This window comes from Enterococcus sp. AZ050 (assembly GCF_051715085.1).
GTDB classification, from domain to species: Bacteria; Bacillota; Bacilli; order Lactobacillales; family Enterococcaceae; genus Enterococcus; species Enterococcus faecalis.
The window spans coordinates 1,024,899-1,046,844 of record NZ_JBIOTC010000001.1 but is presented as its reverse complement, the minus strand read 5'-3'; the positions used below and the strand labels follow the sequence as shown (position 1 = coordinate 1,046,844).

20 protein-coding genes and 1 other annotated feature are annotated in these 21,946 nt (G+C 36.3%); of the genes, 14 read left to right on the top strand and 6 right to left on the bottom strand.

Annotation, left to right across the window (positions count from 1 at the left end; all coding sequences use genetic code 11):
- The first annotated feature begins 138 nt into the window (after positions 1 to 138).
- The 13 genes from IGJ04_RS04995 (at position 139) to IGJ04_RS04935 (ending at position 15,568) form a co-directional block, all read left to right on the top strand.
- Positions 139 to 4,443, top strand: a complete 4,305-nt coding sequence (locus IGJ04_RS04995) for a bacterial Ig-like domain-containing protein (RefSeq protein WP_438840000.1) — start codon at positions 139 to 141, stop codon at positions 4,441 to 4,443.
- Positions 4,444 to 4,641: 198 nt separating this feature from the next.
- Complete coding sequence (locus IGJ04_RS04990) at positions 4,642 to 5,343, top strand: bacterial Ig-like domain-containing protein (protein WP_438839999.1); 702 nt, start codon at positions 4,642 to 4,644, stop codon at positions 5,341 to 5,343.
- Positions 5,344 to 6,780, top strand: a complete 1,437-nt coding sequence (locus IGJ04_RS04985; RefSeq protein WP_438839998.1) for a helix-turn-helix domain-containing protein — start codon at positions 5,344 to 5,346, stop codon at positions 6,778 to 6,780.
- A gap of 243 nt (positions 6,781 to 7,023) precedes the next feature.
- Complete coding sequence (locus tag IGJ04_RS04980; protein WP_002367107.1) at positions 7,024 to 8,211, top strand: FtsW/RodA/SpoVE family cell cycle protein; 1,188 nt, start codon at positions 7,024 to 7,026, stop codon at positions 8,209 to 8,211.
- A 24-nt stretch (positions 8,212 to 8,235) separates the two neighbouring features.
- Positions 8,236 to 8,595 carry an arsenate reductase family protein gene (locus IGJ04_RS04975; protein ID WP_438839997.1) on the top strand — a complete coding sequence of 120 codons (360 nt, stop codon included), beginning with the start codon at positions 8,236 to 8,238 and terminating at the stop codon, positions 8,593 to 8,595.
- A 5-nt stretch (positions 8,596 to 8,600) separates the two neighbouring features.
- Positions 8,601 to 8,915 (top strand): glycine cleavage system protein H, encoded by a 315-nt coding sequence (locus tag IGJ04_RS04970; protein WP_438840351.1) that lies wholly within the window; start codon positions 8,601 to 8,603, stop codon positions 8,913 to 8,915.
- A gap of 53 nt (positions 8,916 to 8,968) precedes the next feature.
- Positions 8,969 to 9,216 (top strand) — a binding site (T-box leader).
- Between the two features lie 113 nt (positions 9,217 to 9,329).
- Entirely contained in the window at positions 9,330 to 10,367 is a 1,038-nt protein-coding gene (locus IGJ04_RS04965) for a methionine ABC transporter ATP-binding protein (RefSeq protein WP_002364465.1), read from the top strand.
- Positions 10,360 to 11,046, top strand: coding sequence for a methionine ABC transporter permease (locus IGJ04_RS04960; protein WP_002356640.1), 687 nt, complete (start codon positions 10,360 to 10,362; stop codon positions 11,044 to 11,046). The genes IGJ04_RS04965 and IGJ04_RS04960 overlap by 8 nt, the downstream gene beginning before the upstream one ends.
- Before the next feature lie 14 nt (positions 11,047 to 11,060).
- Entirely contained in the window at positions 11,061 to 11,879 is an 819-nt protein-coding gene (locus IGJ04_RS04955) for a MetQ/NlpA family ABC transporter substrate-binding protein (protein WP_438839996.1), read from the top strand.
- Between the two features lie 347 nt (positions 11,880 to 12,226).
- Entirely contained in the window at positions 12,227 to 13,042 is an 816-nt protein-coding gene (locus IGJ04_RS04950; RefSeq protein WP_002356646.1) for an isoprenyl transferase, read from the top strand.
- Positions 13,039 to 13,839 (top strand): phosphatidate cytidylyltransferase, encoded by an 801-nt coding sequence (locus IGJ04_RS04945; RefSeq protein ID WP_002359680.1) that lies wholly within the window; start codon positions 13,039 to 13,041, stop codon positions 13,837 to 13,839. Before IGJ04_RS04950 ends, IGJ04_RS04945 begins: the two co-directional genes overlap by 4 nt.
- Positions 13,840 to 14,602: 763 nt before the next feature.
- Positions 14,603 to 15,253: a diphthine--ammonia ligase gene (locus IGJ04_RS04940; RefSeq protein ID WP_002400884.1), complete on the top strand. Its 651-nt coding sequence runs from the start codon at positions 14,603 to 14,605 to the stop codon at positions 15,251 to 15,253.
- Between the two features lie 87 nt (positions 15,254 to 15,340).
- Positions 15,341 to 15,568 (top strand): hypothetical protein, encoded by a 228-nt coding sequence (locus IGJ04_RS04935; RefSeq protein WP_002362220.1) that lies wholly within the window; start codon positions 15,341 to 15,343, stop codon positions 15,566 to 15,568.
- An 84-nt stretch (positions 15,569 to 15,652) separates the two neighbouring features.
- On the opposite strand, the gene IGJ04_RS04930 is transcribed toward IGJ04_RS04935, so the two are convergent.
- Positions 15,653 to 17,046, bottom strand: a protein-coding gene (locus IGJ04_RS04930; RefSeq protein ID WP_438839995.1) for an IS3 family transposase whose coding sequence is annotated in 2 segments (ribosomal slippage) — positions 15,653 to 16,506 and positions 16,506 to 17,046 — 1,395 coding nt in all. Because the reading frame shifts where the segments join, the coding sequence is not laid out codon by codon here.
- A 178-nt stretch (positions 17,047 to 17,224) separates the two neighbouring features.
- Here IGJ04_RS04930 and IGJ04_RS04925 point away from each other — a divergent pair.
- On the top strand, positions 17,225 to 17,956 hold the full coding sequence (locus tag IGJ04_RS04925) for an HAD family hydrolase (RefSeq protein ID WP_002400880.1): 732 nt from the start codon (positions 17,225 to 17,227) through the stop codon (positions 17,954 to 17,956).
- A 23-nt stretch (positions 17,957 to 17,979) separates the two neighbouring features.
- Here IGJ04_RS04925 and IGJ04_RS04920 read toward each other — a convergent pair whose 3' ends face one another.
- From IGJ04_RS04920 to IGJ04_RS04900, 5 genes are all read right to left on the bottom strand, one after another.
- On the bottom strand, positions 17,980 to 18,198 hold the full coding sequence (locus IGJ04_RS04920) for an SHOCT domain-containing protein (protein WP_438840350.1): 219 nt from the start codon (positions 18,196 to 18,198) through the stop codon (positions 17,980 to 17,982).
- Positions 18,199 to 18,367: 169 nt separating this feature from the next.
- Positions 18,368 to 18,967 carry a hypothetical protein gene (locus IGJ04_RS04915; protein ID WP_438839994.1) on the bottom strand — a complete coding sequence of 200 codons (600 nt, stop codon included), beginning with the start codon at positions 18,965 to 18,967 and terminating at the stop codon, positions 18,368 to 18,370.
- 227 nt (positions 18,968 to 19,194) lie between these two features.
- Positions 19,195 to 19,746, bottom strand: coding sequence for a DUF5067 domain-containing protein (locus tag IGJ04_RS04910; protein ID WP_010707301.1), 552 nt, complete (start codon positions 19,744 to 19,746; stop codon positions 19,195 to 19,197).
- A gap of 222 nt (positions 19,747 to 19,968) precedes the next feature.
- The gene (locus IGJ04_RS04905) at positions 19,969 to 20,778 is read right to left on the bottom strand and encodes a TPM domain-containing protein (protein WP_002400877.1); all 810 of its coding nucleotides are present in this window, start codon (positions 20,776 to 20,778) and stop codon (positions 19,969 to 19,971) included.
- Positions 20,775 to 21,920, bottom strand: coding sequence for a hypothetical protein (locus tag IGJ04_RS04900; protein ID WP_002356655.1), 1,146 nt, complete (start codon positions 21,918 to 21,920; stop codon positions 20,775 to 20,777). Before IGJ04_RS04900 ends, IGJ04_RS04905 begins: the two co-directional genes overlap by 4 nt.
- Between the last annotated feature and the right edge of the window lie 26 nt (positions 21,921 to 21,946).

The window sequence follows — 21,946 nt, the reverse complement described above, 5'->3', positions numbered from 1 at the left end:
TGATTGTGGCTGATTTTCCAAGTATTTTTTTATGAAAAGATGTTTTTTTTTTTCGAAGATTCAAAAAAAATTAATCAATTGTTTCATTTTTAACAAGCTATTATTAGGTTATATGAATTTTATTGAAAGGGGATTAGTATGAAGAAAAAAACTTTTTCTTTTGTGATGTTGAGTATACTTCTCGCACAAAATTTCGGGTTTGCCGCAAATGCCTATGCTGTAACAACGACAGAAGCACAAACAGAGACCACTGATACAGCAAAAAAAGAGGCAGAGTTATCGAACTCAACACCATCTTTACCTTTAGCAACAACGAATACTTCAGAAATGAATCAACCAACTGCAACAACTGAATCGCAAACCACAGAGGCGAGCACAACAGCTTCCAGTGATGCTGCTACACCATCTGAACAACAAACAACGGAGGACAAGGATACCTCACTTAATGAAAAAGCCCTACCAGATGTTCAAGCGCCAATTACAGATGAACTACTTGACAGTATGAGTCTTGCGCCGATTGGTGGAACAGAATACAGCCAAACAGAGGTTCACCGCGAATTAAATACAACACCGGTAACCGCTACGTTCCAATTTGCTGTTGGAAACACAGGTTATGCACCTGGATCAGTTTATACAGTTCGATTACCAGAACATTTAGGTTATTCAACTGTTAGCGGAGATGTGACGGGCATTGGCGCAACTTGGGCAGTCGATGCGGCAACCAAAACATTAAGTATTACGTTTAATCAACGAGTTTCAGATACTTCCTTTAAAGTAGAACTAAAAAGTTATCTAACAACAGAGGCGGAACCATTAATCAAAATTGAAACTCCAGGAAAAAATAAAAAAACCTACTCGTTTGATTTATATGAACAAGTGGAACCAATTCAATATAACGAACGAACCAGAACGACAGGGTTAGATGGCGAAATTTTTTATAATTTAGACCGGACGTTAACTGGCAATCAAACATTAGAATTATTAACAACAGAGACGCCAGGCGCTGTCTTTGGAAAACAAGATAACTTGGAACCTCAAGTTTTCAGTTACGATGTCGACATTAATGGTCAAATTTTACCAGAAACGCAAACCTTGTTAACACCTGGCAAAGATTATATATTAAGCGATAATTCACTCGGGCGGATTGCTGTAACTGTTCCAAACATGAATCAACAAAAAGCCTATTCCTTATCGATTAATCGGACAATTTATTTAGAGAGTGCTTCGGACTATAACTACTTATATTCGCAGCAGTATCCAACCACAAAAATTGGGTCAATTTCTTTGAAAAGTACGACAGGAACTAAACAAACAACCGATTTTACTGCTAAGACGAGTCAAACAAGTAAAGTAATTGCTGATCGTGAAATGCGTAGTATGTCCTATATCAGTTTTCAAAGCAAAGGGAAATATTATGTAACAATTTATGGCACATTAACAGAAACAAAAGTGGGTCAACAAATCGTATTAGAGAGTACAAACGGTCAAGAAATTAAGAATCCTAAATTTACGGCGTATGGTCCTTTATATGAAAATGTAAAATTGGAAGACTATTTTGATATTAAAACTGAAGGTGGCAAGCTTACCTTAACGGCCACAAAAGATAGCTATTTAAGAATAAATATTTCTGATTTAACAATGGATTTTGACAAGAAGGACATTAATCTATCATTAAGTACACCTGTAATTGGTCCCAATAAAGCCATTCAATTAGTATCTGATCAATATATTGAACCAATTAGTGTTGTTAATCCTTTGAATGCTGAAACTGCTTGGGGTAATTATGATCAAAATGGTGCCTATTCATCAAGAACAACTGTCTCAGTTATGGGAAGCAAAGAGACACCGATTCAAAATTTAGAAATTAAAGTAAAGCATCCTAATTATCTTTCATTGCGAGCTACAAAAGAAATTTATTTTTATTACAAGTTAGGAACGGATTATACAGTAACGCCAACGTCAGATGGTTCAGTTATTAAGTTCACTACGCCAATAACCAACGAAATCCAAATTCCAATTGGTTTTAATTATGTGCCCGATAGTTTGCCAAAAGATAAAAGTATCCCAGTCGATACGATACCGATAACAATGAGTGCTGAAGGTTTAACTCCAGTTGATACGACAGTAACTACTAATAGTAAGCGTGGTTCTGAACGAACACTTCAAAGTAGTAAAAATCAATTCCTTGTCAATGCACGAAATGATTCTTTTGACTCACTAAGCGTCCGTACAAAAATTCCAGCTGGCGCCGATGTTCTTTTTGACATTTATGATGTTTCAAACGATCAGGTAGATTCAATTTATCCACAATACTGGGATCGTGGCTATTATTTTGATAAACCAATGTCACCAGACAGTCCTGGATACCCAACGATTACTTTTGACGAAAATACCAATAGTTACACGTTTGATTTTGGAAAAACCAACAAACGTTACATTATTGAGTATAAAAATGCCAATGGCTGGATCGACGTGCCAACTCTTTATATAACAGGGACAGCTAAAGAACCACAATCGAATAATAATGAAGGGTCTGCTTCGGTTTCTGTTCAAAATGAAGCGTTAGACATTTTGAGTGCAACACAAGCGGCGAATCCAACATTAAAAAATGTAACAAAAACGACAGTAACAACAAAAAATATTGATAATAAAACACATCGTGTGAAAAATCCAACGATTGAATTAACACCAAAAGGCACAAGCAATGCTCAAATCGATTTGAATTCTATTACCGTGAAAGGCGTGCCAGAAGATGCTTATTCATTAGAGAAGACTACAAACGGTGCGAAAGTCATTTTTAAAGACTATACATTGACAGAAAACATTACGATTGAATACAATACTGTCTCTGCAAACGCTGGCCAAATCTATACAGAAACAACAATCGACTCTGAAACATTGAACCAGATGTCTGCTAGCAAGAAAAAAGTCACCACTGCGCCAATCACATTGAAATTCTCAGAAGGTGATGCGGAAGGTATTGTTTATTTAGCAACTGCCACATTCTATACGCATAACATAGAGGATGAAAACCAAGCAATTGCGAAGGTTTCTTTTGAACTAATTGATAATGTCACGCATACAGCAACCGAATTTACAACAGATGAAAAAGGTCAATACTCCTTTGATGCCATCATGACAGGTGATTATACTTTGCGAGTAACGAATGTACCGCAGGAATATTCCGTGGATGAAGAGTATTTGACAGGAAAAGCCATTAAGCTGGTCAAAGGAGACAATCAACTAAAAATTCCATTAACTAAAACAATTGATCACAGTCGCTTACAAGTCAAAGATACAACGATTTATGTCGGCGATTCATGGAAACCAGAAGAGAACTTTGTTTCAGCAACAGATAAAACAGGTCAAGATGTTCCCTTCGAAAAAATCACTGTTTCAGGTCAAGTTGATACTAGCAAAGCAGGCGTTTATCCAATCGTATACAGTTACGAAGGTAAAGAAGAAACAGCTAATGTGACCGTCAAAGCCGACCAGTCTAAGTTAGAGGTCAAAGATACAACGATTTATGTCGGCGATAAATGGAAACCTGAAGATAATTTCGTTTCAGCAACAGACAAAACAGGCCAAGACGTTCCGTTTGAAAAAATTGACGTTCAGGGAACAGTGAATGTTGATAAAATAGGCGATTATGAAATTGTCTATAAAAATGGCACAAAAGAAGCGAAAGCAATCGTTCATGTCCGTGATGATAGTCGTTTACAAGTCAAGGATACAACGATTTATGTGGGCGATAAATGGAAACCAGAAGATAATTTCGTTTCGGCAACAGACAAAACAGGCCAAGACGTTCCCTTCGAAAAAATCACTGTTTCAGGTCAAGTTGATACTAGCAAAGCAGGCGTTTATCCAATCGTATACAGTTACGAAGGTAAAGAAGAAACAGCCCATGTGACCGTCAAACCCGACCAATCTAAGTTAGAGGTCAAAGATACAACGATTTATGTCGGCGATAAATGGAAACCAGAAGATAATTTCGTTTCAGCGACAGATCGTGACGGTCATGCTATATCCTTTGATAAAGTTCAAGTGAAAGGGAAAGTTGATACAAAGAAAACAGGAGAGTACCAGATTTCCTATACCACTGAGCCAGTTAATGAAACCAAACCAGCTGTGCAGTCACGACTTTTCTCAATGTTTTCAAACGAGACACCTCGTCAATTGACGACAGTAGCAACTGTTCATGTGATTGATCGTAATCCTACACCACTACCAGATAAAAATGAGAACAACCAGACTAGTTCCTCAACGAATCAAACCACGATAAAAAGTAGTCAGTATGTCACACATATTGTGAAACCTGACAAGCAAGGACGTTATCCAAAAACGGGAGAACAAACTAATGGTCTATATCGTGTGCTAGGACTTGTTGTGTTACTTATTGTGATTATTAGTGGTATAGTCATCAAGAAGAAACGAAAATAATTAAATGAGCGTGGGGCAAAAGTTTAAAGTAACTTTTGTTCCACGCTTAAAAGATGAATAAGTGCATGAATGAGGGTAGCTGTTTCCTTGGAAAATAGGAAGTTTTACAAGTGACTTTTATTTTAAGAACACCTATTAGCAGGTTTTTCTGTTAAGATAGTTATTTTTATGAAATAGTTTGGAGGAATAATAAACGAGATGAACCAGCGAACTATTTATTATGGTAGTATCGGCACAGCCTTATTTCTTTCTTCAGGAATGTTGATTGCTTCAGTGAATAGCTATGCAAACGAAGCGACAACACCAGGCAAATATACCGTGACTTATGAAGTGGATGGCAAAATTGAAACAGCAACCATTACGGTCAAAGAAAATCAAACGGAACTTAAATTAAAAGACACGTTTGTAGGAGTTAATCAAGCATGGTCACCATTAGACAATGTTGTTTTTCTAAAAGATAAAGAGGGACGCCCTCTAAATTTAGAAAATGTAATTATAGAAAATAATGTAAATACTCAAAAAGTAGGCCTTTATTTTGTAACCTTCCGTTACGAGTCATACCTTTCTATTGCGAAGGTGTATGTCAACCCTACTAATTTTGCTGCAGAGGGGAATATGCTTGCAGAGCTTCCTTATAGTCAAGCAATGATTGGGCCAGAAAGACCAATTATTGCCTCAAGACAGGACAAGGAGCAACAAACAAAACAGGAGAAAAAGAAAAATAAAATTGAACAGGAACGAGTAAATAAAAAGGTGCTGTTAAATGATGAGTTGTTGAAAAAAATAGATACGATAGCCCCAGTGGAAATTACTGGAGGAGCGGCAAGTGGGTCCTCTCAATTTGGTACCACTTTAAGCTTCCTGTCAGGCTCACTTTTGTATGGAACAAGGAGAGTTTAAATGGAATTCTTGTTATTAGATGATCGGGAAAATTTAAAATTAGCGATTATTAGAAAGTTAGAGCAACAATATTCATTTTCTGAACGAAAAGATCGTTTATGTAAGCAATTAGCTATTTCTCCTTATTTGCTAGAACGGAACATAACAGAAATCAATGCAGATTTGCAACGCTTTGGTCTGATTAATGAGATGGAAATCAGTGAAAAAAATAATGAAATTTTGTTATCTCAAAGCCTTCGTATTTCTTCAAGTATTATTGAAGAATATTATTTAAAAGACTCGTTAGAATTTAATCTATTAAAAACGATTTTCTTTCATCAGTTTACCTCAATCAAAAAATATGGTGAAAAGCATGGGATGAGTCGAACGGTTGTATACAAAATTGTTGACCATATCCGGAAAGAATTGGGGCAATACGGTATTAAGTTATCCAAAAATTTACAACTTAGCGGCAATGAAATGGCGATTAGACAATATTTTACTATGCTCTATTACCGAATTTACAAAGATTCTGAAGAATTATATAATCAAACAGATCTTCGCGCAGTGAACCAATTATTGGCTCAATTGAAAGGCTCTTATGAAAATATCACTAATTTTCATTTATTTAAACATTATGTATTGGTGGCGTTAGAACGAACGCAGAGAAAAGCTAATTATTTTTTATCCCAAGAAGAAAATCCATTCGCTTTTGATGAAGAAAGTTCGATTTATCAAGAAATTCAAAGTTGGATCAACGAAGTGATGAAGGCGACTCATGCAGAGAAAAACGCAGAAATTCAAGGAATTATCGGCAATTTATCGGTCTATCAAAGTGAACTTATTTCGGAACATTTGCTGAGTTCTCACAATGAGACAATTACGGCTACGAAAACATTATTCTTTTCTTATATGCCGTTTACAATTTCGGACGAAGAATTTTATCAAGAAATTGTTCCGATTATTTATCAACATCGTTTTATTACGCCGTTCATCGATATCACCTTACGAATTATGGATTTAGAATTTTTTCAGGAACGCTACCCAATTGTTTTTAATAGCTGTCGTCAGTTTTTATTTGCGTTGGATTGCTCGGCGTTTGAGTTTAGTAAGCTTTCTTTATTTTTTGATTTGCTATTAGTGTTATCCCGTCTTTATGACCAAAGGAATGAAAAAAGCACGATCAATCTTTATGTGAATTTTACGCAAGGAGAAAAATATACTCAGTTTATCAAAGAACAAATCAAAATATTCGAATCTTTCAGCATTCACTTTCATTCAGCGATTCGACCAGATACGGATTTAGTAGTTTCGGATTATTTACCAAAAACGTTATTTTCAGTAAAATGTTTAATTTGGCTAGCGCCCCCGCGAGCCAGTGACTGGCAAAATTTTGGCAACGAAATTGTCCGAATTAATAAAGAGCTACAACAAACGAAACAAAGAAAAAGCGAATAAAAACAGTCGCAACGTGTTTTAGTTGCGACTGTTTTTTGTTACTGACTGTTTATAGTAAACTTTCTCATTATCACTGATGTAAAAAATTTTAAATAAAAGCAAAATAGGATTGAAGAAAAAGAAAAAATTGCTAGTGAAGGACCAATTCTCTAAAGTTTTTCTCAAATATAGTAGAATTCCTTTCTTTTCTTCTGTGAGAAAGATATAATAAAAAACGTATGAACAAAGGAAAAGGGATGACGAATGAATAGAAAAGAGAAAACAAATTTAGATAGTCGAATTGATTACGGCGTGATATTACCAGTGTTTCTTTTATCACTAATTGGTATGCTATCGCTTTACGTAGCGCTTTACAATGATCCAAGCAAACCTAAAATTGGTAGCTTGTTAATGAAACAAGGACTGTGGTATTTAGTCGGAGGATTAAGTATTGTCATTATTATGCATTTTAGCTCAAAATTACTCTGGCGGTTAACGCCCGTTTTTTATGCACTTGGATTAGTATTAATGGGATTACTACTGAAATTCTATGATCCCGTGCTAGCAGAGCAAACAGGTTCTAAAAACTGGATTCGCTTTGGTGGCACCACATTCCAACCATCGGAATTGATGAAGATTGCGTTTATTTTGATGTTGGCCTATATAGTGACCATGCATAATGTTAAATATGTGGACCGAACACTCAAAAGCGACTTTTGGCTAATCGCTAAAATGCTATTAGTGGCGATTCCGGTAATTGTTTTAGTACTTTTACAAAAAGACTTCGGGACGATGTTAGTTTTCTTAGCCATTTTTGGGGGAGTTTTCTTAATGTCTGGCATTACTTGGAAAATTATTGTGCCCGCCTTTATCATAGCTGCTCTAGTCGGAGCTGGAACCATCTACTTGGTAACAACAGAAACAGGAAGAGACTTATTGTCTAAAATTGGCATTAAAGCTTATCAATTTGATCGGATTGATTTATGGCTAAATCCTTTCCATACAGATCCAGATCGCTCATTCCAACCAGCGCTAGCATTAACAGCAATTGGTTCTGGGGGCCTTTTCGGAAAAGGCTTTAACGTGAGTGATGTGTATGTCCCTGTTCGTGAGTCAGATATGATTTTTACAGTTGTTGGTGAAAACTTTGGCTTTATTGGTGGCTGTTTCATTATTTTGTTGTATTTTATTTTAATCTACCGCATGATTCGCGTTTGTTTTGATACAAATAATGAATTCTATGCCTACATTGCCACAGGAATTATCATGATGATTTTGTTCCATGTTTTTGAAAACATTGGAGCAAATATTGGTTTACTACCATTAACTGGGATTCCATTACCGTTTATTAGTCAAGGTGGTTCTTCCATTTTAGGTAACATGATTGGGGTGGGCTTAATTATGTCCATGCGTTACCAACAAGAAACGGTTCGTACCAGAAGTGGCCGTTAAAGAAAGAAGAAAGAAGGGGTAGAAATGTACACACTTTATGAATATCCTAAATGCTCAACTTGTAAAAAAGCGAAAGCGTCGTTAGACCAACAAGGCGTTAAATACCAAGCAATTGATATTAAAGCAACACCGCCTAGTAGTGAACAACTAGCAAAATGGATGAAAGAAACCGGCTTGCCTGTTCGTCGTTTTTTTAACACAAGTGGGGTTTTATATAGAGAACAAGGCTTAAAAGATCTTGTTGACAGTTTTTCTATTGAAGAAGCAAGTCAGCGTTTAGCTGCGGATGGCATGTTGATTAAGCGTCCAATTCTCTTAAAAGACAATACATTTCTAACGAATGGTTTTAAAGAAGCAGATTACGAAGGAGTGCTTGGAAAATGAGTGAAATGAAACAAATCGATCAATTATGGGTCTTACTAACAGAAGCAGGTTATAAAATTGGTTTAACTGCCGAAGCCCAAGAGGATTTAGGGAAGATTACTTTTGCAACATTTCCAAAAGTCGGACAAACATTAGCTAAGGGTGATTCTTTAATTGAATTAGAAGCAGAAAAAGCAGTCAGTGAATTCAGTAGTCCATTATCTGGTAAGGTAGTTGCGATTAATGAAGCGGCTGATCAAGAGCCAAGTGCATTAGATGAAGAAAATGCCTGGATTGCTGTTTTAGCAGATGTTGAACCAACAGAATTTGAAAATCTTTAGTCTTACGTTGACAAGGTCAATGTTTATTGCTATAATTTTCTCAATCTAATCAAAAGAAAGCTTTGAAAAGAAGAGTACATGTTAAGGACGTTTGAAGAGAGCCCTGTTTGCTGAGAATGGGTAACAGATTTAAGATGGAAGATGGTCTTTGAGCAGAGTAAGTGAGCGAAGCAGTGAACTTACTACGGGGCGCCCGTTACAGCCAACGGTATGCGAAGAATCAAGTACCGTATGAGGTTATTATTGAGAAATAATAGCGAATTAAGGTGGTATCACGAAATGACAAACTTTCGTCCTTTTTGCTGTAATAGCAAAAGGATGGAAGTTTTTTTGTTTTTATTAAGCAAATTCGTTTCATAAAAAGTGCGAAACCTTCAAAATAAGAAAGTAGAACAGAAAGAAGAGGAGAACAAAATGGCATTAATTGAATTACGTCATGTAAAAAAAGAGTTTTCCGGTAAAGCGGGTAAAGTCACGGCTTTAAAAGATATTGATTTAACGGTTGAATCAGGAGATATTTATGGCATTATTGGCTATTCAGGTGCAGGAAAAAGTACGTTGGTTCGCCTATTGAATGGACTTGAAACACCTACAGAAGGTGAAGTAGAAATTCAAGGACAAGATATTGCATTGTTGCCAAATAAAGAACTACGAAACTTCCGTAAAAAAATTGGGATGATCTTTCAACATTTTAATTTATTATGGTCACGGACGGTCCTAGAAAATATCATGCTCCCATTGGAAATTGCTGGCGTTCCAAAACAAAATCGGAAAAGCCGCGCAGAAGAGTTAATCAAGTTGGTTGGTTTAGAAGGACGGGAAAATGCCTACCCAAGTCAACTCTCTGGTGGGCAAAAGCAACGAGTGGGGATTGCCCGTGCCTTAGCTAACAATCCTGATATTTTGCTTTGTGATGAAGCAACGAGTGCTTTGGATCCGCAGACAACCGATGAAGTGCTAGAATTACTACTAAAAATCAACCAAGAATTAAATTTAACGGTTGTATTAATTACCCATGAAATGCACGTGATTCGTAAAATTTGTAATCGCGTAGCCGTGATGGAATATGGTGAAATTGTTGAAGAAGGTAAAGTAATCGATATTTTCAAAAAGCCTCAAACAGAAATTGCGAAACGCTTTATCCAACAAGAAGCGGATAAAAACATTGAAGAAACGGAACTGGTTGTTGAAGAAATGTTGGAACAATATCCGAATGGAAAAATTGTTCGCCTACTTTTCCACGGCGAACAAGCGAAATTGCCAATTATCTCGCATATTGTCCAAGAATATCAAGTAGAAGTCAGTATTATTCAAGGGAACATTCAGCAAACAAAGCAGGGTGCAGTGGGTTCTCTTTATATTCAATTATTAGGCGAAGAGCAAAATATTCTAGCAGCCATTGAAGGATTACGTAAACTTCGTGTAGAAACAGAGGTGATTGGAAATGAATAATCGTGGCTTAGCAAGTTTCTTTGATTTTTCCCAAATTGATATAAGTAAACTACAAGAAAAAACGATTGAAACACTTTATATGACAGGGATTTCAATCATAGTGGTCGCCATTTTAGGGCTGATTTTAGGACTACTACTTTTTGAAACGTCAGGCAGAAAAGGGATTTTGAGCCGATTACTGTATTGGCTAGTGGCCATTTTTGTAAATATTTTCCGTTCGATTCCGTTTATTATCTTAATCGTTCTGTTAATTCCTTTTACAAAAATTATTTTAGGGAGTATGTCTGGTGTCAAAGGCTCCTTACCAGCATTGATTATTTCCGCAGCACCTTTTTATGCTCGCATGGTCGAAATTGCTTTTCGTGAAGTCGATAAAGGCGTGATTGAAGCAGCCAAAGCAATGGGGGCCAATCGTTTCCAAATAATTTGGAAAGTTCTATTACCAGAAAGTCTGCCAGCGCTTGTTTCTGGCTTAACCGTTACAACCATTTCTTTAGTGGGCTACACTGCAATGGCAGCTGCTATTGGAGCGGGCGGTTTAGGAAGTTTGGCGTATCAAGATGGCTTCCAACGTGGTCAAAATACAGTTACCTTAGTAGCAACGATTTGTATCTTAATTATTGTCTTTGCGATTCAATGGCTTGGGGATACAGTCGCTAAAAAAATAGATAAACGATAAATGGAGGGAATAAGATGAAAAAACGTACATTATGGTCAGTAATTACTGTAGCAGTAGCTGTCTTAGTTTTAGGGGCTTGCGGCAATAAAAAGAGTGATGACTCGGTCTTGAAAGTTGGAGCTTCACCAGTTCCACATGCAGAGATTTTAGAACATGTAAAACCTTTATTAGAAAAAGAAGGCGTAAAATTAGAAGTGACGACTTATACAGATTACGTGCTACCTAACAAGGCGTTGGAAAGTGGCGATATCGATGCCAACTATTTCCAACATGTGCCGTTCTTTAATGAAGCGGTTAAAGAAAATGATTATGACTTTGTGAATGCAGGTGCGATTCATTTAGAACCAGTTGGGCTTTACTCGAAAAAATACAAATCGTTACAAGAAATTCCTGATGGTTCAACGATTTACGTTAGCTCTTCCGTTTCAGATTGGCCGCGTGTTTTAACGATTTTAGAAGATGCTGGTTTAATCACGCTGAAAGAAGGGGTAGACCGGACAACTGCTACTTTCGATGATATTGATAAAAATACTAAAAAGTTGAAATTCAATCATGAAAGTGATCCAGCAATCATGACCACTCTTTATGACAATGAAGAAGGGGCTGCGGTTTTAATTAACTCAAACTTTGCCGTGGATCAAGGATTAAATCCGAAAAAAGATGCGATTGCTTTAGAAAAAGAAAGTTCACCTTATGCCAATATTATTGCGGTTAGTAAAGAAGACGAAAACAACGAAAATGTAAAAAAATTAGTCAAAGTGTTACGTAGCAAAGAAGTCCAAGATTGGATTACGAAAAAATGGAACGGTGCCATTGTTCCAGTCAATGAATAAAAAGAAAAAGACAATAGAATAAAAACTTGAGGTCGGGACAGGCGTGTTAAGCTTCAAGAAATAAGAAGAAAGTTCTGAAAGATGCTTTTTGTCTCTCAAGGACGTTCAGCTTATTTCCGAAGAAGCTGCTCCTGTCCCGTTGTTTATTTAAAATTTTAGGGCTAGGCAGATACATCATGTTGATTTACCTGCCAAGTCTAAGTTTTTTTCTTTTAAAAAAGGACCATAAATGATAAAGTTACAAGGAATTTCTTAATTATCAGGAAAATTCAGGGACTATGCATAGGCATTTGCATTAGTTATTGTTATAATAATTAAGATAGATTTTTTGGAATGGAGGGAAAAAGATGTTACGTTTTTTTCCGCAAAAAAATAAATATGTAGAAGAAGCAAGCCAGTACGCCTTTGATAAAGAAGGCCAAATTCCGCAGCACATTGCCATTATTATGGACGGAAATGGCCGGTGGGCACAGAATCGAAGACTGCCGAGAATTGCTGGACATAAAGAAGGCATGGATACGGTTAAAAAAATAACGAAGCATGCTAGTCATTTAGGCGTTAAAGTTTTAACACTTTATGCATTTTCAACGGAAAATTGGAAGAGACCAACAGATGAAGTCAATTTCTTAATGCAATTGCCTGTTGATTTTTTTGATACATTCGTGCCTGAATTAATTAAGGAAAATGTTAAAGTCAATGTAATGGGCTACCAAGAGTTTCTACCAAGCCATACGCAAGATGCTGTTAAGCGGGCCATTGAGCAAACCAAGGACAATACGGGCATGGTTTTGAACTTTGCTTTAAATTATGGGGCGCGTGCGGAGCTACTAACTGCCATGAAACAGATTGCTGCAGAGGTTTCAGAAAAAACATATACGGCAGATGAGATTACAGAAGAAACGATCGCAGATCACTTAATGACTGGCTTTTTACCCACGGAACTTCGTGATCCAGAATTGTTGATTCGAACAAGTGGGGAAGAGAGAATTAGTAATTTCTTGCTATGGCAAATTGCTTATAGCGAGTTGTTTTTTACAAAAGCATTATGGCCTGATTTTTCAGGAGACACTTTAGAAACCGCGATTGCTTCTTTCCAAAATCGTAATCGTCGTTTTGGTGGTCTAAAAGAAACTACAGAAACAGAAGGGAGCGATCCGCAGTGAGACAACGTGTCATCACAGCTATCGTCGCATTAATCATCTTTATTCCAATTATCTGGTATGGTGGTTTTGCAATTGAGATTGCCGCTGTTGCTTTGGCAGTAGTCGGCGTGTACGAGTTATTCCGTATGAAAGGATTAACGTTATTAAGTTTTGAAGGTGTTTTATCAGCATTAGGGGCCGTTTTTTTAGTTATCCCGACAATTAAATGGTTAAACTTTTTGCCGGAAATGCAAACAAATTTCATTTTATTTTATGTCACTGTAATGTTGTTGTTAGGTGCTTCGGTAATTTCTAAAAATACATATACGATTGAAGAAGCTGGCTTTCCAGTTATTGTCAGTTTATATGTAGGGATGGGGTTCCAGAACTTTATTAGTGCCCGTTCCGCAGGTTTTGAAGTCTTGTTATTTGCTTTATTCATTGTCTGGGCAACGGATATTGGTGCATATCTATTTGGACGCCGATTTGGTCGTCATAAATTGATGCCAGATGTTTCACCCAACAAGACAATAGAAGGTGCACTTGGTGGTATTTTATCAGCCGTCGTTGTAGCAGCGTTGTTTTTAGTTTTCACAGCTAATAAAGGGCTATTTCCTTATCCGATGCCGGTGATGCTTGTATTGACGGTTCTATTTTCTATAGTAGGTCAATTCGGTGATTTGGTTGAATCTTCTATCAAACGTCATTATGGCGTGAAAGACTCTGGTAACATCTTGCCAGGACATGGTGGTATTTTAGATCGTTTTGATAGTTTATTATTTGTTTTCCCAATTATGCACTTATGTGGATTATTTTAAATTGATTAACAAAATTTAAAAAAGTATCGTCAAATAAGCAAAAATCCAGAAGAGAGACTCTTCTGGATTTTTGCTGTTTATTGAGATAATGCGTGAAACACTGACAGGGTATGTTTGAGATAAGTTTAATTTTAAACATGCGGTGGTTTTACTCTTTAATTGACAATAGCCTTCTCTTTAAAGAGAAGGCTATCTAACGAATCAATATTATTATTTTAAAGTTGGATCAGACTATTTCTAGTATTCAAGTATTTTTCATTTAAGCGATGTATTCCCTACCTCTAATACATCCTTGTATCTCTCTAGACACGCCAGTTTTGAATAAAATCATCAAAACAATTGAATGGTTCGTTTAAAAATATTTTTCGTGTTCTAATTATTATAACATAAAACTCGTCAACTGACCACTAGCTGACGAGTTCATAATTTTTCCAGATAAATAGACAGCCGTTTTCCGCCGACTGTCTAAGATTAAGATAGATTTGTAAAGAAGTGAATAAATGCTTCCTACTATCTCTTTATAACATGAGGAAAAGAAAACTGCAAAAGATAGCTGTGTTTTTTGAAAAAAAGATCAGCTGGTTTCCGCCAGCTGATCATCCGTTGAAAAGAGATATAAAGAAGTGAATAAAGCTTGCTTTACCTCTATTTTATACCATGTTTTGATTCAAATAACTATTCAGTATTAGTTATACTTAAATAATAAATATGTATACGGATGTATTGTTTTGAGGTATAGTCATAGAGAAAAGAGGGAACGTTTATGAAAAAATTTTGTTTAAGTTATAGCTCTGGTAAAGATTGTTTATTGGCGATGGATCGATTGATACAAGCAGGAAATCAGCCAGTAGCGTTAGTGACAACACTAAGTGATGAAATTAATCGTTCTTGGTTTCACGGGATACCAATCTCCGTCTTAGAAGCAGCGGCCGAAGCGTTAGATTTACCACTTGTTATATCACATAACAATGAAACAAATTACACAGAAAAAGTGGTTGAGGCACTGCATGAAACTAAAAAATTGGGTGCAGAAACGGTTTGTTTTGGCGATATAGATATTGAACAAAATGGTGCTTGGGATCGCCAAGTTGCATTAAGTGCTGGGCTTGAGCCACAATTACCTCTTTGGCAGGAGAATCGCGAAGCACTTGTCAAAGAATTTTTGGCAAAAGGGTACACAGCAATTATCAAAACGGTCAGCAAAGAGGCAGGCATTCCAATAAAATTTTTAGGAGAACCGTTAGATGAAATATTTATCACGTACCTTAAAGAGCATCAATTAGATATTTGCGGAGAAAACGGGGAGTACCATACGTTGGTAATTGACGGCCCGCTATTTAAAAAGAGGCTCAATTATTATACTTCAGGAATTTATGAAAGTACTTATGCTTATTCTTTGATTATTGATGCTTAAATGAAAGTAAAAGGACACAAGCTGCCACTTTTTCTAGTTATATGCTATAATTGACTTAAGAAAAGTAGAGAAAGTGAGTGGTTAATTATGGAAGAAACTGTCTTTTTTAATTTAGGAAATGCCCTTGCTTCAAAAAGAGATCAAAAAGAATTAATTAAAGAAGCCCAAATTGCGAAAGATACTCGAAAGATTCCAGGAAAACTGATTATCGTTGAAGATGAAGAAAATGGTACCCATATTTTATTTGAATTAGCTGATCAAACAGAACCGTCTGCTGAAACAAAAGAATTCAAAGTGAAAAAAGTGATTGATTAATAAAAAAGCAACGAATTTTTCTAAATTTGTAGTGAGACCCGAAAGTTAGACCGAATACCGACTGGAGAAATCTGGTCGGTATTTTTATGCGACGAACCGTTTACGGAATTGAACGGGACTGCACCCTAGTTTTGTCTTTATTCGTTGATGATTATAATAATCAATCCATTCCTCAATTGCTTGTTCTAGTTCTTCGAAACTAGAATAAATAATGCCATGGTAGGTTTCTTGTTTTAGTAAACCAAAGAAATTCTCCATAGGAGAATTATCAAAACAATTTCCTTTTCGAGACATGCTTTGAAAGATCTGGTGACTGGTTAATTGCTTTTTGTACTGCTTCATTTGGTACCCCCAACCTTGGTCAGAATGAAAAGTGCGCCGATATGGACAATCTTGCGTTTTATCAATGGATTCTTTTTGTGCCTCAAGAATTGCTTTGGCATTCGGCTGTTTAGAAATACGGTAAGACAAGATTTCCCCATTAAATAAATCAAGAAAAGGATCCAAATAGAGTTTTTTTATTTGAATCTTTCCACTTTGGTTACGTTCATAATACTTAAATTCAGAGGTATCTGTTGTTAGCTTTTGATGGGGTACTGAAGTGTAGAAACGACGATGTAGACGGTTTTTTTCGCCATAGCCAACGGTTCCTTTGTAGGAATTGTATTTTCTTGATTTACGAATAAATTTTGTCCCTTTTAGGCCAAGTTTACGCATAAGACGACGAATTTTTTTCTGGTTTACGTTCAATCCTTGTTCTTTTAAAGCTAATTGAATACGGCGATAGCCATAGTTTCCTTTGTTTTCGTCAAAAATTTTCTTAATCAGGGCTTCTAATTTTTGATTGGGATTTTTTCGCTCAAATCGCTTTTGCCAATACATATACGTCGCTTTAGGAAATTTGGTTGCTTCCAGTAAGATTGTTAATCGGAATTTTTTTCGGAGTTCGTGGATGATTCGGGCATCTCGTTCTTGAGTCGTTCCGGGATATTCATTCCTAAAGCGCGGAGCTTTTTTATGAAGGCTAGTTCCGCTCGCAATAGTTCATTTTCATGTTCTAATTCTTGTTCACGTGTTCGTGTTTTTTTCACCTGAACGGGTTTCTTTTTCTTTGACATAGAAGGTCTTCTTTTCTGTTTTGGTGAAAGCCCTTCTATGCCTGTTTCTAGAAATTTCTGGTGCCAAGCCAAGACTAAGGTATCGTTTGGCAGACCATATTTCAATGCGACAGTCAGATAAGAGTCACCACTCGTTAAATAATAGTGTATGACATCCCGCTTGAATTTGGAAGAGTAATGTTGGTAATTTACTCTTCGATGAAGTGCGTTAAATCCAAATTTCTCGACTGTTTTAACCCATTTACGAACAGTCGAAAGTGAAGCAATATCAAATTGATTCGCTAGTGTTCGATAACCTCCTGCGCCATTTTGGTAAGCTTCTACTACTTTTTTCTTGAATGCATAATCGTATTTTGCCAATTTAAATACGCCCCCAAAGTTAGATTTTTTGGTCTAACTTTGGGGGCGCACTACAATTCGTTGCTTTTTTATATTTTTTTACACAAATGATACAAAAAGAATATCAAAATCAAATAAATGATTAGTATACTTGAAGAAACAAATAGGAAGCAAAGCAAACATTTTGAGGTGTTCTTTCATGGAAAATCGAGGAATTTTATTTGATAAAGATGGTACGTGTATTCGTTTTGATACTCTTTGGCAAGCAGGTTTGAAAGCTTGTTTTGAAACACTAAGTATGTTAGCCCCTCATCATTCAGCAGAAATAAAAAAGACATTAGCTATTCAGGAGCAACGTTTTTTGCAAAAACATTTACTTGATGAAGTACTTTATCAGGAACTTTATCAGGAATTGGCGCAATTTGAGGAATTAGTCGAACAGGGAATCAGCAGTCGATGGCTGGAGCAATTTTTTTATGATTATTTACGAAAAAATCTGAAAAAGATTGAACCAATTGGTGATTTAAAACAGTTATTTCTTGAGCTGAAACGGAAGAACTATAAAATTGGATTGGCAACTTCAGATACTTTGCCAGCGACTATGTTGATTATGGAATATCTTGGTTTAACAGAAATGTTTGATTTTATTGCGACAGGAGATCGTTACTTACCGAAACCAGATGCGGCCATGCTCCAAGCCTTTTGTCAGTCATGTCAATTGAAGCCGACAGAAGTAATTATGGTAGGTGATTCGCTCGTGGATGTTTTCATGGGAACTTGTCATGGTAAAGCGGGAATTGGTGTTTTAACCGGCAACTGCCAGTCAACTGATTTTGAAAAGTTTGAAGTAGCTTATTTTCGTGATATCCATGAAATACCTTATCAAGAATTATGGGAAAATACCAAGAAGAAAAAAATCCTGAAAAGATGACGAGTCTTTTCAGGATTTTTTTATTAATCTAATTGAAGCAATTGCCGTTTCTTTTGTTGAAATTCTTCTTCTGTTAGAACTCCTTCATCAACTAACATTTTTAAATTTCTTAACTCAGCCATTACGTCTTCAATAGTGCTAGATGAGTTTTTTTGTGAATCAGATAGCTTTGGTTCAATCGGTTGGTTTTTATCAATCTTTATAGGAGTTGGTATTTCTTTTTCTTTTATTCGACGAACAATAGTGTCTAATGATGAAAGGGCTCGTTCGGCATTGAAACGGGCTCTATCGATCGCTAATTGACGATCAAATTCAGTGGTTTGCTCACTAAGTGTCTTTAAAAAGGAAATAGTGATGGTTGGGCGTTGCAAATCATCTAGATTAATCAAAATATAGACACTACTGACGCGATCATAAGGTACGTTTTCTTCGGTGAAATGGGTATTTTTTTTTCTCTAAAATTTTGTAATCAGCGATAATGCTTACTGGCAAAATTTTTGATGAACCAACCAGTCGAAATTTTTTTTCAGGTTCATCGAATTCAATCGAGCCAGCAATAGTTGTTGTAGGATTGAATAGCCGGTTGTCTTCTTGGACATTTCTTAAATCCGTCAATGTCCAAGTTTGGGTATATCCTTGTCCCTGGACACCGAGTTGACCTGCACATTTCTTACAGATTTGGTAATTATCTGAAGTTAAATATTTTCCTTTATTATCCTGACAAAGAGCACATAGATTTCCATAAACTTCAGCATTTTTTTCATTTGCTTTTGCGATTTCAGACTGCTTGTTTATTAACTCTTGCATTTGTTGTAAATCAGCTAAACTTTTTTTATCAACGGACCAAGTGGATACTTTAAGTTTTTTTAAACAGCTTTTTCCTACGCGATAAAAATCACTCGTAAAGTACTTGCCAGTTTCCTCTTCGCAAAGATAACATAAATTTCCCTTTGCTTGCATTGCTTGATCCTTTTTTATAATTTCTTCTTGACGTTTTATAATACTTTCCATTGTTCGATCTTTAATTTCTTTTGGTTTTAACTCTAAATGTTCTGCACAATGTTTACAGATACCGTGATTATCAAAGGTGATGATTTTACCAGGATTTAGATCACACAGTTCGCACATACTTTTCATGGGATGACTCCTTTTTGTTAAGATAAATTAATTTTACCATTCAACTCTATGAAGAACAAACCAAAAAAGCAAGTAGAACTAAGTGCCTACTTGCTTACAGACTATTTAATTGTAATTTCTTCAACAGCGATAGAATCTCCCATGCTGAACATACTGTCTCTGAAAGTAAAAGTTACAGGTTTTGTTTCATCAGCAAATTCATAAGGGTATGCTGCTTGGACAGTTGCGCCAGGATTAACTTTTTTATTTAACATGTCAATTCTATCTTTAATCGGAGAATCATTAACAATTCCATAAGTTAAATCTTCTGTTGTATCGCCGGTATTTTGTGATACGCTAACAAAACTAGAGTATAACATTTGTACATCTTGTGCTTCCTTAGTGTTATTAGTCAAATCAAATAGTACATAAAAGATTGGTTTACCATCGAAACTTGTACCTTTTTGGAATTCGGTGATTTTTAATACACCATCAGGAACAGTCAATGTTCGATCTTTATAAGTCCCTTTATCTTCTTTAGCTTTTGTTTCAGTTGTTGCGGTAGCAGTACTTGAGGTTTTTTTAGTTTTATTAGTGTTGTTTGTTCCAGAACCACATGCACCTAAAATCAGAGTACTAATTAAAACTAATCCTAACATAGAAAATTTTTTCATTTTCACTTTCCCTCCCATAGTTTAGTTAATGATTTGTAGCGCTTACTAAATAGTTGAAAACAATCCCCAATTAAATAACTTTGGACTACAAATCACTTAGTTTAAATGAAAATAAGTATACCGTCCTGTGTAAAAATAACACACCACAGTATACTTATTTTATCATTATTTCATAAAAATAACACCATTATTTTTATGAAATAATTAAAAAAGATAAAAAATCTAAAAACTTCGACCGCCGCCACCGAATGTGCCGCCGCCAGTTGAGTGGGTGGTGCTGCCACCACCGCCCATTCCGCCACTGCCGCCATTGTTTTTAGGAATACGACGCGTAGTGATGAAAGAGTTGGTTAACTGATCTGTGCGGGAGGTTAAGTTTAAAGTTGTTTTTTCCCTAAAGGGATATTGATAACTTGAAAATTTTAATTGATATTTAGAAATATTAATGCCTAAGAAGACCAAACTGAGTATCAGAGCAGCAGCAAAAGCAATTACCATTTCCAGCGGGGTAATGGCTTTATAACGGGTGATTTTACCTGTTTCGCTGTCCACACGATAGTGCCCCCCAGGAACCCCTTTATTAACAAATGCTTGAGTTTCCTGAACAAAGGTTTGAGCAGCCGCGAAATAATTTCCTTGACTCATCCCATCCATTACTTTATCTAAGGTATCATCAATTCGTGCATCCGTCATATAATCAATCATGTTTCCAGAAGTAGAGATGTAGACTTTCCGTAAGTCCATATCAATGAGAAAAAGAATCGCATTTTGGTCCTTGCCAACTTTATTTAAAAGATAATGATCTGCATATTCTTGTTCATCGCCATAGGTATTATTATTTGTGGTCACAATAAAGACAGAGGCTTTTGTTTTTTCTTCTAAAGGTTGTATCTCTTGCTTTAGTTGGTTGATTTGATCAGGTGTCAGTAATTGTGCGCCATCATCAATTGAATTTTCAGCCGCCGAAACGGGTAGGGCAAGGCCAAAGGTAAGAAGTATTAGGAAAAAAATAGGTAAAAGTCGTTTTTTCATAGGAAATAACCTCCTAATAAAAAGAGTGCTAAGAGTCCAGCGAAAATGCCTAACGTTGCTAGTCCTAAACGAGTGTAACTAATTGGAAGCACACCGCTTACTTTACCTGTTTGTCCATTCATGGCATAATAATAAACTTTTTTTGATTGTTCCTGACTGCGATAGGTGACTAACCAAATTGGCAAAAGCATATAGTGATTATTTTCTTGGTTTAGAGAAATATCCGTGCGAACATTTGTCAACGTAGTATAACCAGAAGCAGAGTCCCGTAACAATGATTCCGAATAATCTTGTAATTCTTGTTGGACGTGTTTTTTGATTGCTTCATATTCAATATCGCGTTTTTCTGCTTGGAAACCTGCTAGGTATTGGCTTTTGAAAGGCACTGCTTGATCAATTAAAAATGGTTGAACGCCTTCCACCATTTTTTGTTGGACGTTTTTTGACAAGGCATTTTTAACTAATTCTTTAAACGATAATTTTCCTGAACGTCCCACATTGAAACGTTTTGTTTCGGTGTATTCAATATCACCTACGCGCCAAATGCGAATACTTGTGCCAGTAGCTTGGAGTTGTCCATCGACTTCTGCATCAACGACCCAATAGGGGAAGTAAACCCCAGTTAATTTATCGATTTGATTTTTGCTGAAAAAATCTCGGGGAATGAACCATTTTTTCTTGGTCCAAGCGAGAAATTTTTCAATCGCTTCGTCTTTTTCAATTGTAAAGGGTAAGACGTTTTCTGGTAAAAATTCGCCACTTAATCGACCAGCCAAGACAACAGGATTATGGCAATAATAACAGTATGTGGCAGCCGTTGTTGCATCGGTGACAATTTGAGCGCCACAGCTTGGACAATTAAAAATTTCCATTGTGCCTGCATCTGCAGCTGCTTCATTCTCAGTGGTCTCTGTTTGTTGCGTAGCGGAGGATTCTTCTTCCGCCGTGAAAGTCAAATTTTCCTCGGCAGTCGTTGTTGAGGGATTCTCTAAATGCGCCTCATGTTGCTGTTGCTCATAACGAGTCACTTCTTCTTCCGTGTAAATATTTAAACAATATTCACAATGAAATTTTTGATCTTTGGGATTAAATAAGAGCGGGCCGCCACAGTTGGGGCATTTATGGGTAAATGTTGTTTCCATTGCAACCGTCCTTTCTAATAGAGTGA

What these genes read in the sequence shown, in the direction of transcription:
- IGJ04_RS04995 (WP_438840000.1), top strand. Translation starts at nt 139, where the DNA reads ATGAAGAAAAAAACTTTTTCTTTTGTGATGTTGAGTATACTTCTCGCA.
- IGJ04_RS04990 (WP_438839999.1), top strand. Translation starts at nt 4,642, where the DNA reads ATGAACCAGCGAACTATTTATTATGGTAGTATCGGCACAGCCTTATTT.
- IGJ04_RS04985 (WP_438839998.1), top strand. Translation starts at nt 5,344, where the DNA reads ATGGAATTCTTGTTATTAGATGATCGGGAAAATTTAAAATTAGCGATT.
- IGJ04_RS04980 (WP_002367107.1), top strand. Translation starts at nt 7,024, where the DNA reads ATGAATAGAAAAGAGAAAACAAATTTAGATAGTCGAATTGATTACGGC.
- IGJ04_RS04975 (WP_438839997.1), top strand. Translation starts at nt 8,236, where the DNA reads ATGTACACACTTTATGAATATCCTAAATGCTCAACTTGTAAAAAAGCG.
- IGJ04_RS04970 (WP_438840351.1), top strand. Translation starts at nt 8,601, where the DNA reads ATGAAACAAATCGATCAATTATGGGTCTTACTAACAGAAGCAGGTTAT.
- IGJ04_RS04965 (WP_002364465.1), top strand. Translation starts at nt 9,330, where the DNA reads ATGGCATTAATTGAATTACGTCATGTAAAAAAAGAGTTTTCCGGTAAA.
- IGJ04_RS04960 (WP_002356640.1), top strand. Translation starts at nt 10,360, where the DNA reads ATGAATAATCGTGGCTTAGCAAGTTTCTTTGATTTTTCCCAAATTGAT.
- IGJ04_RS04955 (WP_438839996.1), top strand. Translation starts at nt 11,061, where the DNA reads ATGAAAAAACGTACATTATGGTCAGTAATTACTGTAGCAGTAGCTGTC.
- IGJ04_RS04950 (WP_002356646.1), top strand. Translation starts at nt 12,227, where the DNA reads ATGTTACGTTTTTTTCCGCAAAAAAATAAATATGTAGAAGAAGCAAGC.
- IGJ04_RS04940 (WP_002400884.1), top strand. Translation starts at nt 14,603, where the DNA reads ATGAAAAAATTTTGTTTAAGTTATAGCTCTGGTAAAGATTGTTTATTG.
- IGJ04_RS04935 (WP_002362220.1), top strand. Translation starts at nt 15,341, where the DNA reads ATGGAAGAAACTGTCTTTTTTAATTTAGGAAATGCCCTTGCTTCAAAA.
- IGJ04_RS04925 (WP_002400880.1), top strand. Translation starts at nt 17,225, where the DNA reads ATGGAAAATCGAGGAATTTTATTTGATAAAGATGGTACGTGTATTCGT.
- IGJ04_RS04915 (WP_438839994.1), bottom strand. Translation starts at nt 18,967, where the DNA reads ATGGAAAGTATTATAAAACGTCAAGAAGAAATTATAAAAAAGGATCAA.
- IGJ04_RS04910 (WP_010707301.1), bottom strand. Translation starts at nt 19,746, where the DNA reads ATGAAAAAATTTTCTATGTTAGGATTAGTTTTAATTAGTACTCTGATT.
- IGJ04_RS04905 (WP_002400877.1), bottom strand. Translation starts at nt 20,778, where the DNA reads ATGAAAAAACGACTTTTACCTATTTTTTTCCTAATACTTCTTACCTTT.
- IGJ04_RS04900 (WP_002356655.1), bottom strand. Translation starts at nt 21,920, where the DNA reads ATGGAAACAACATTTACCCATAAATGCCCCAACTGTGGCGGCCCGCTC.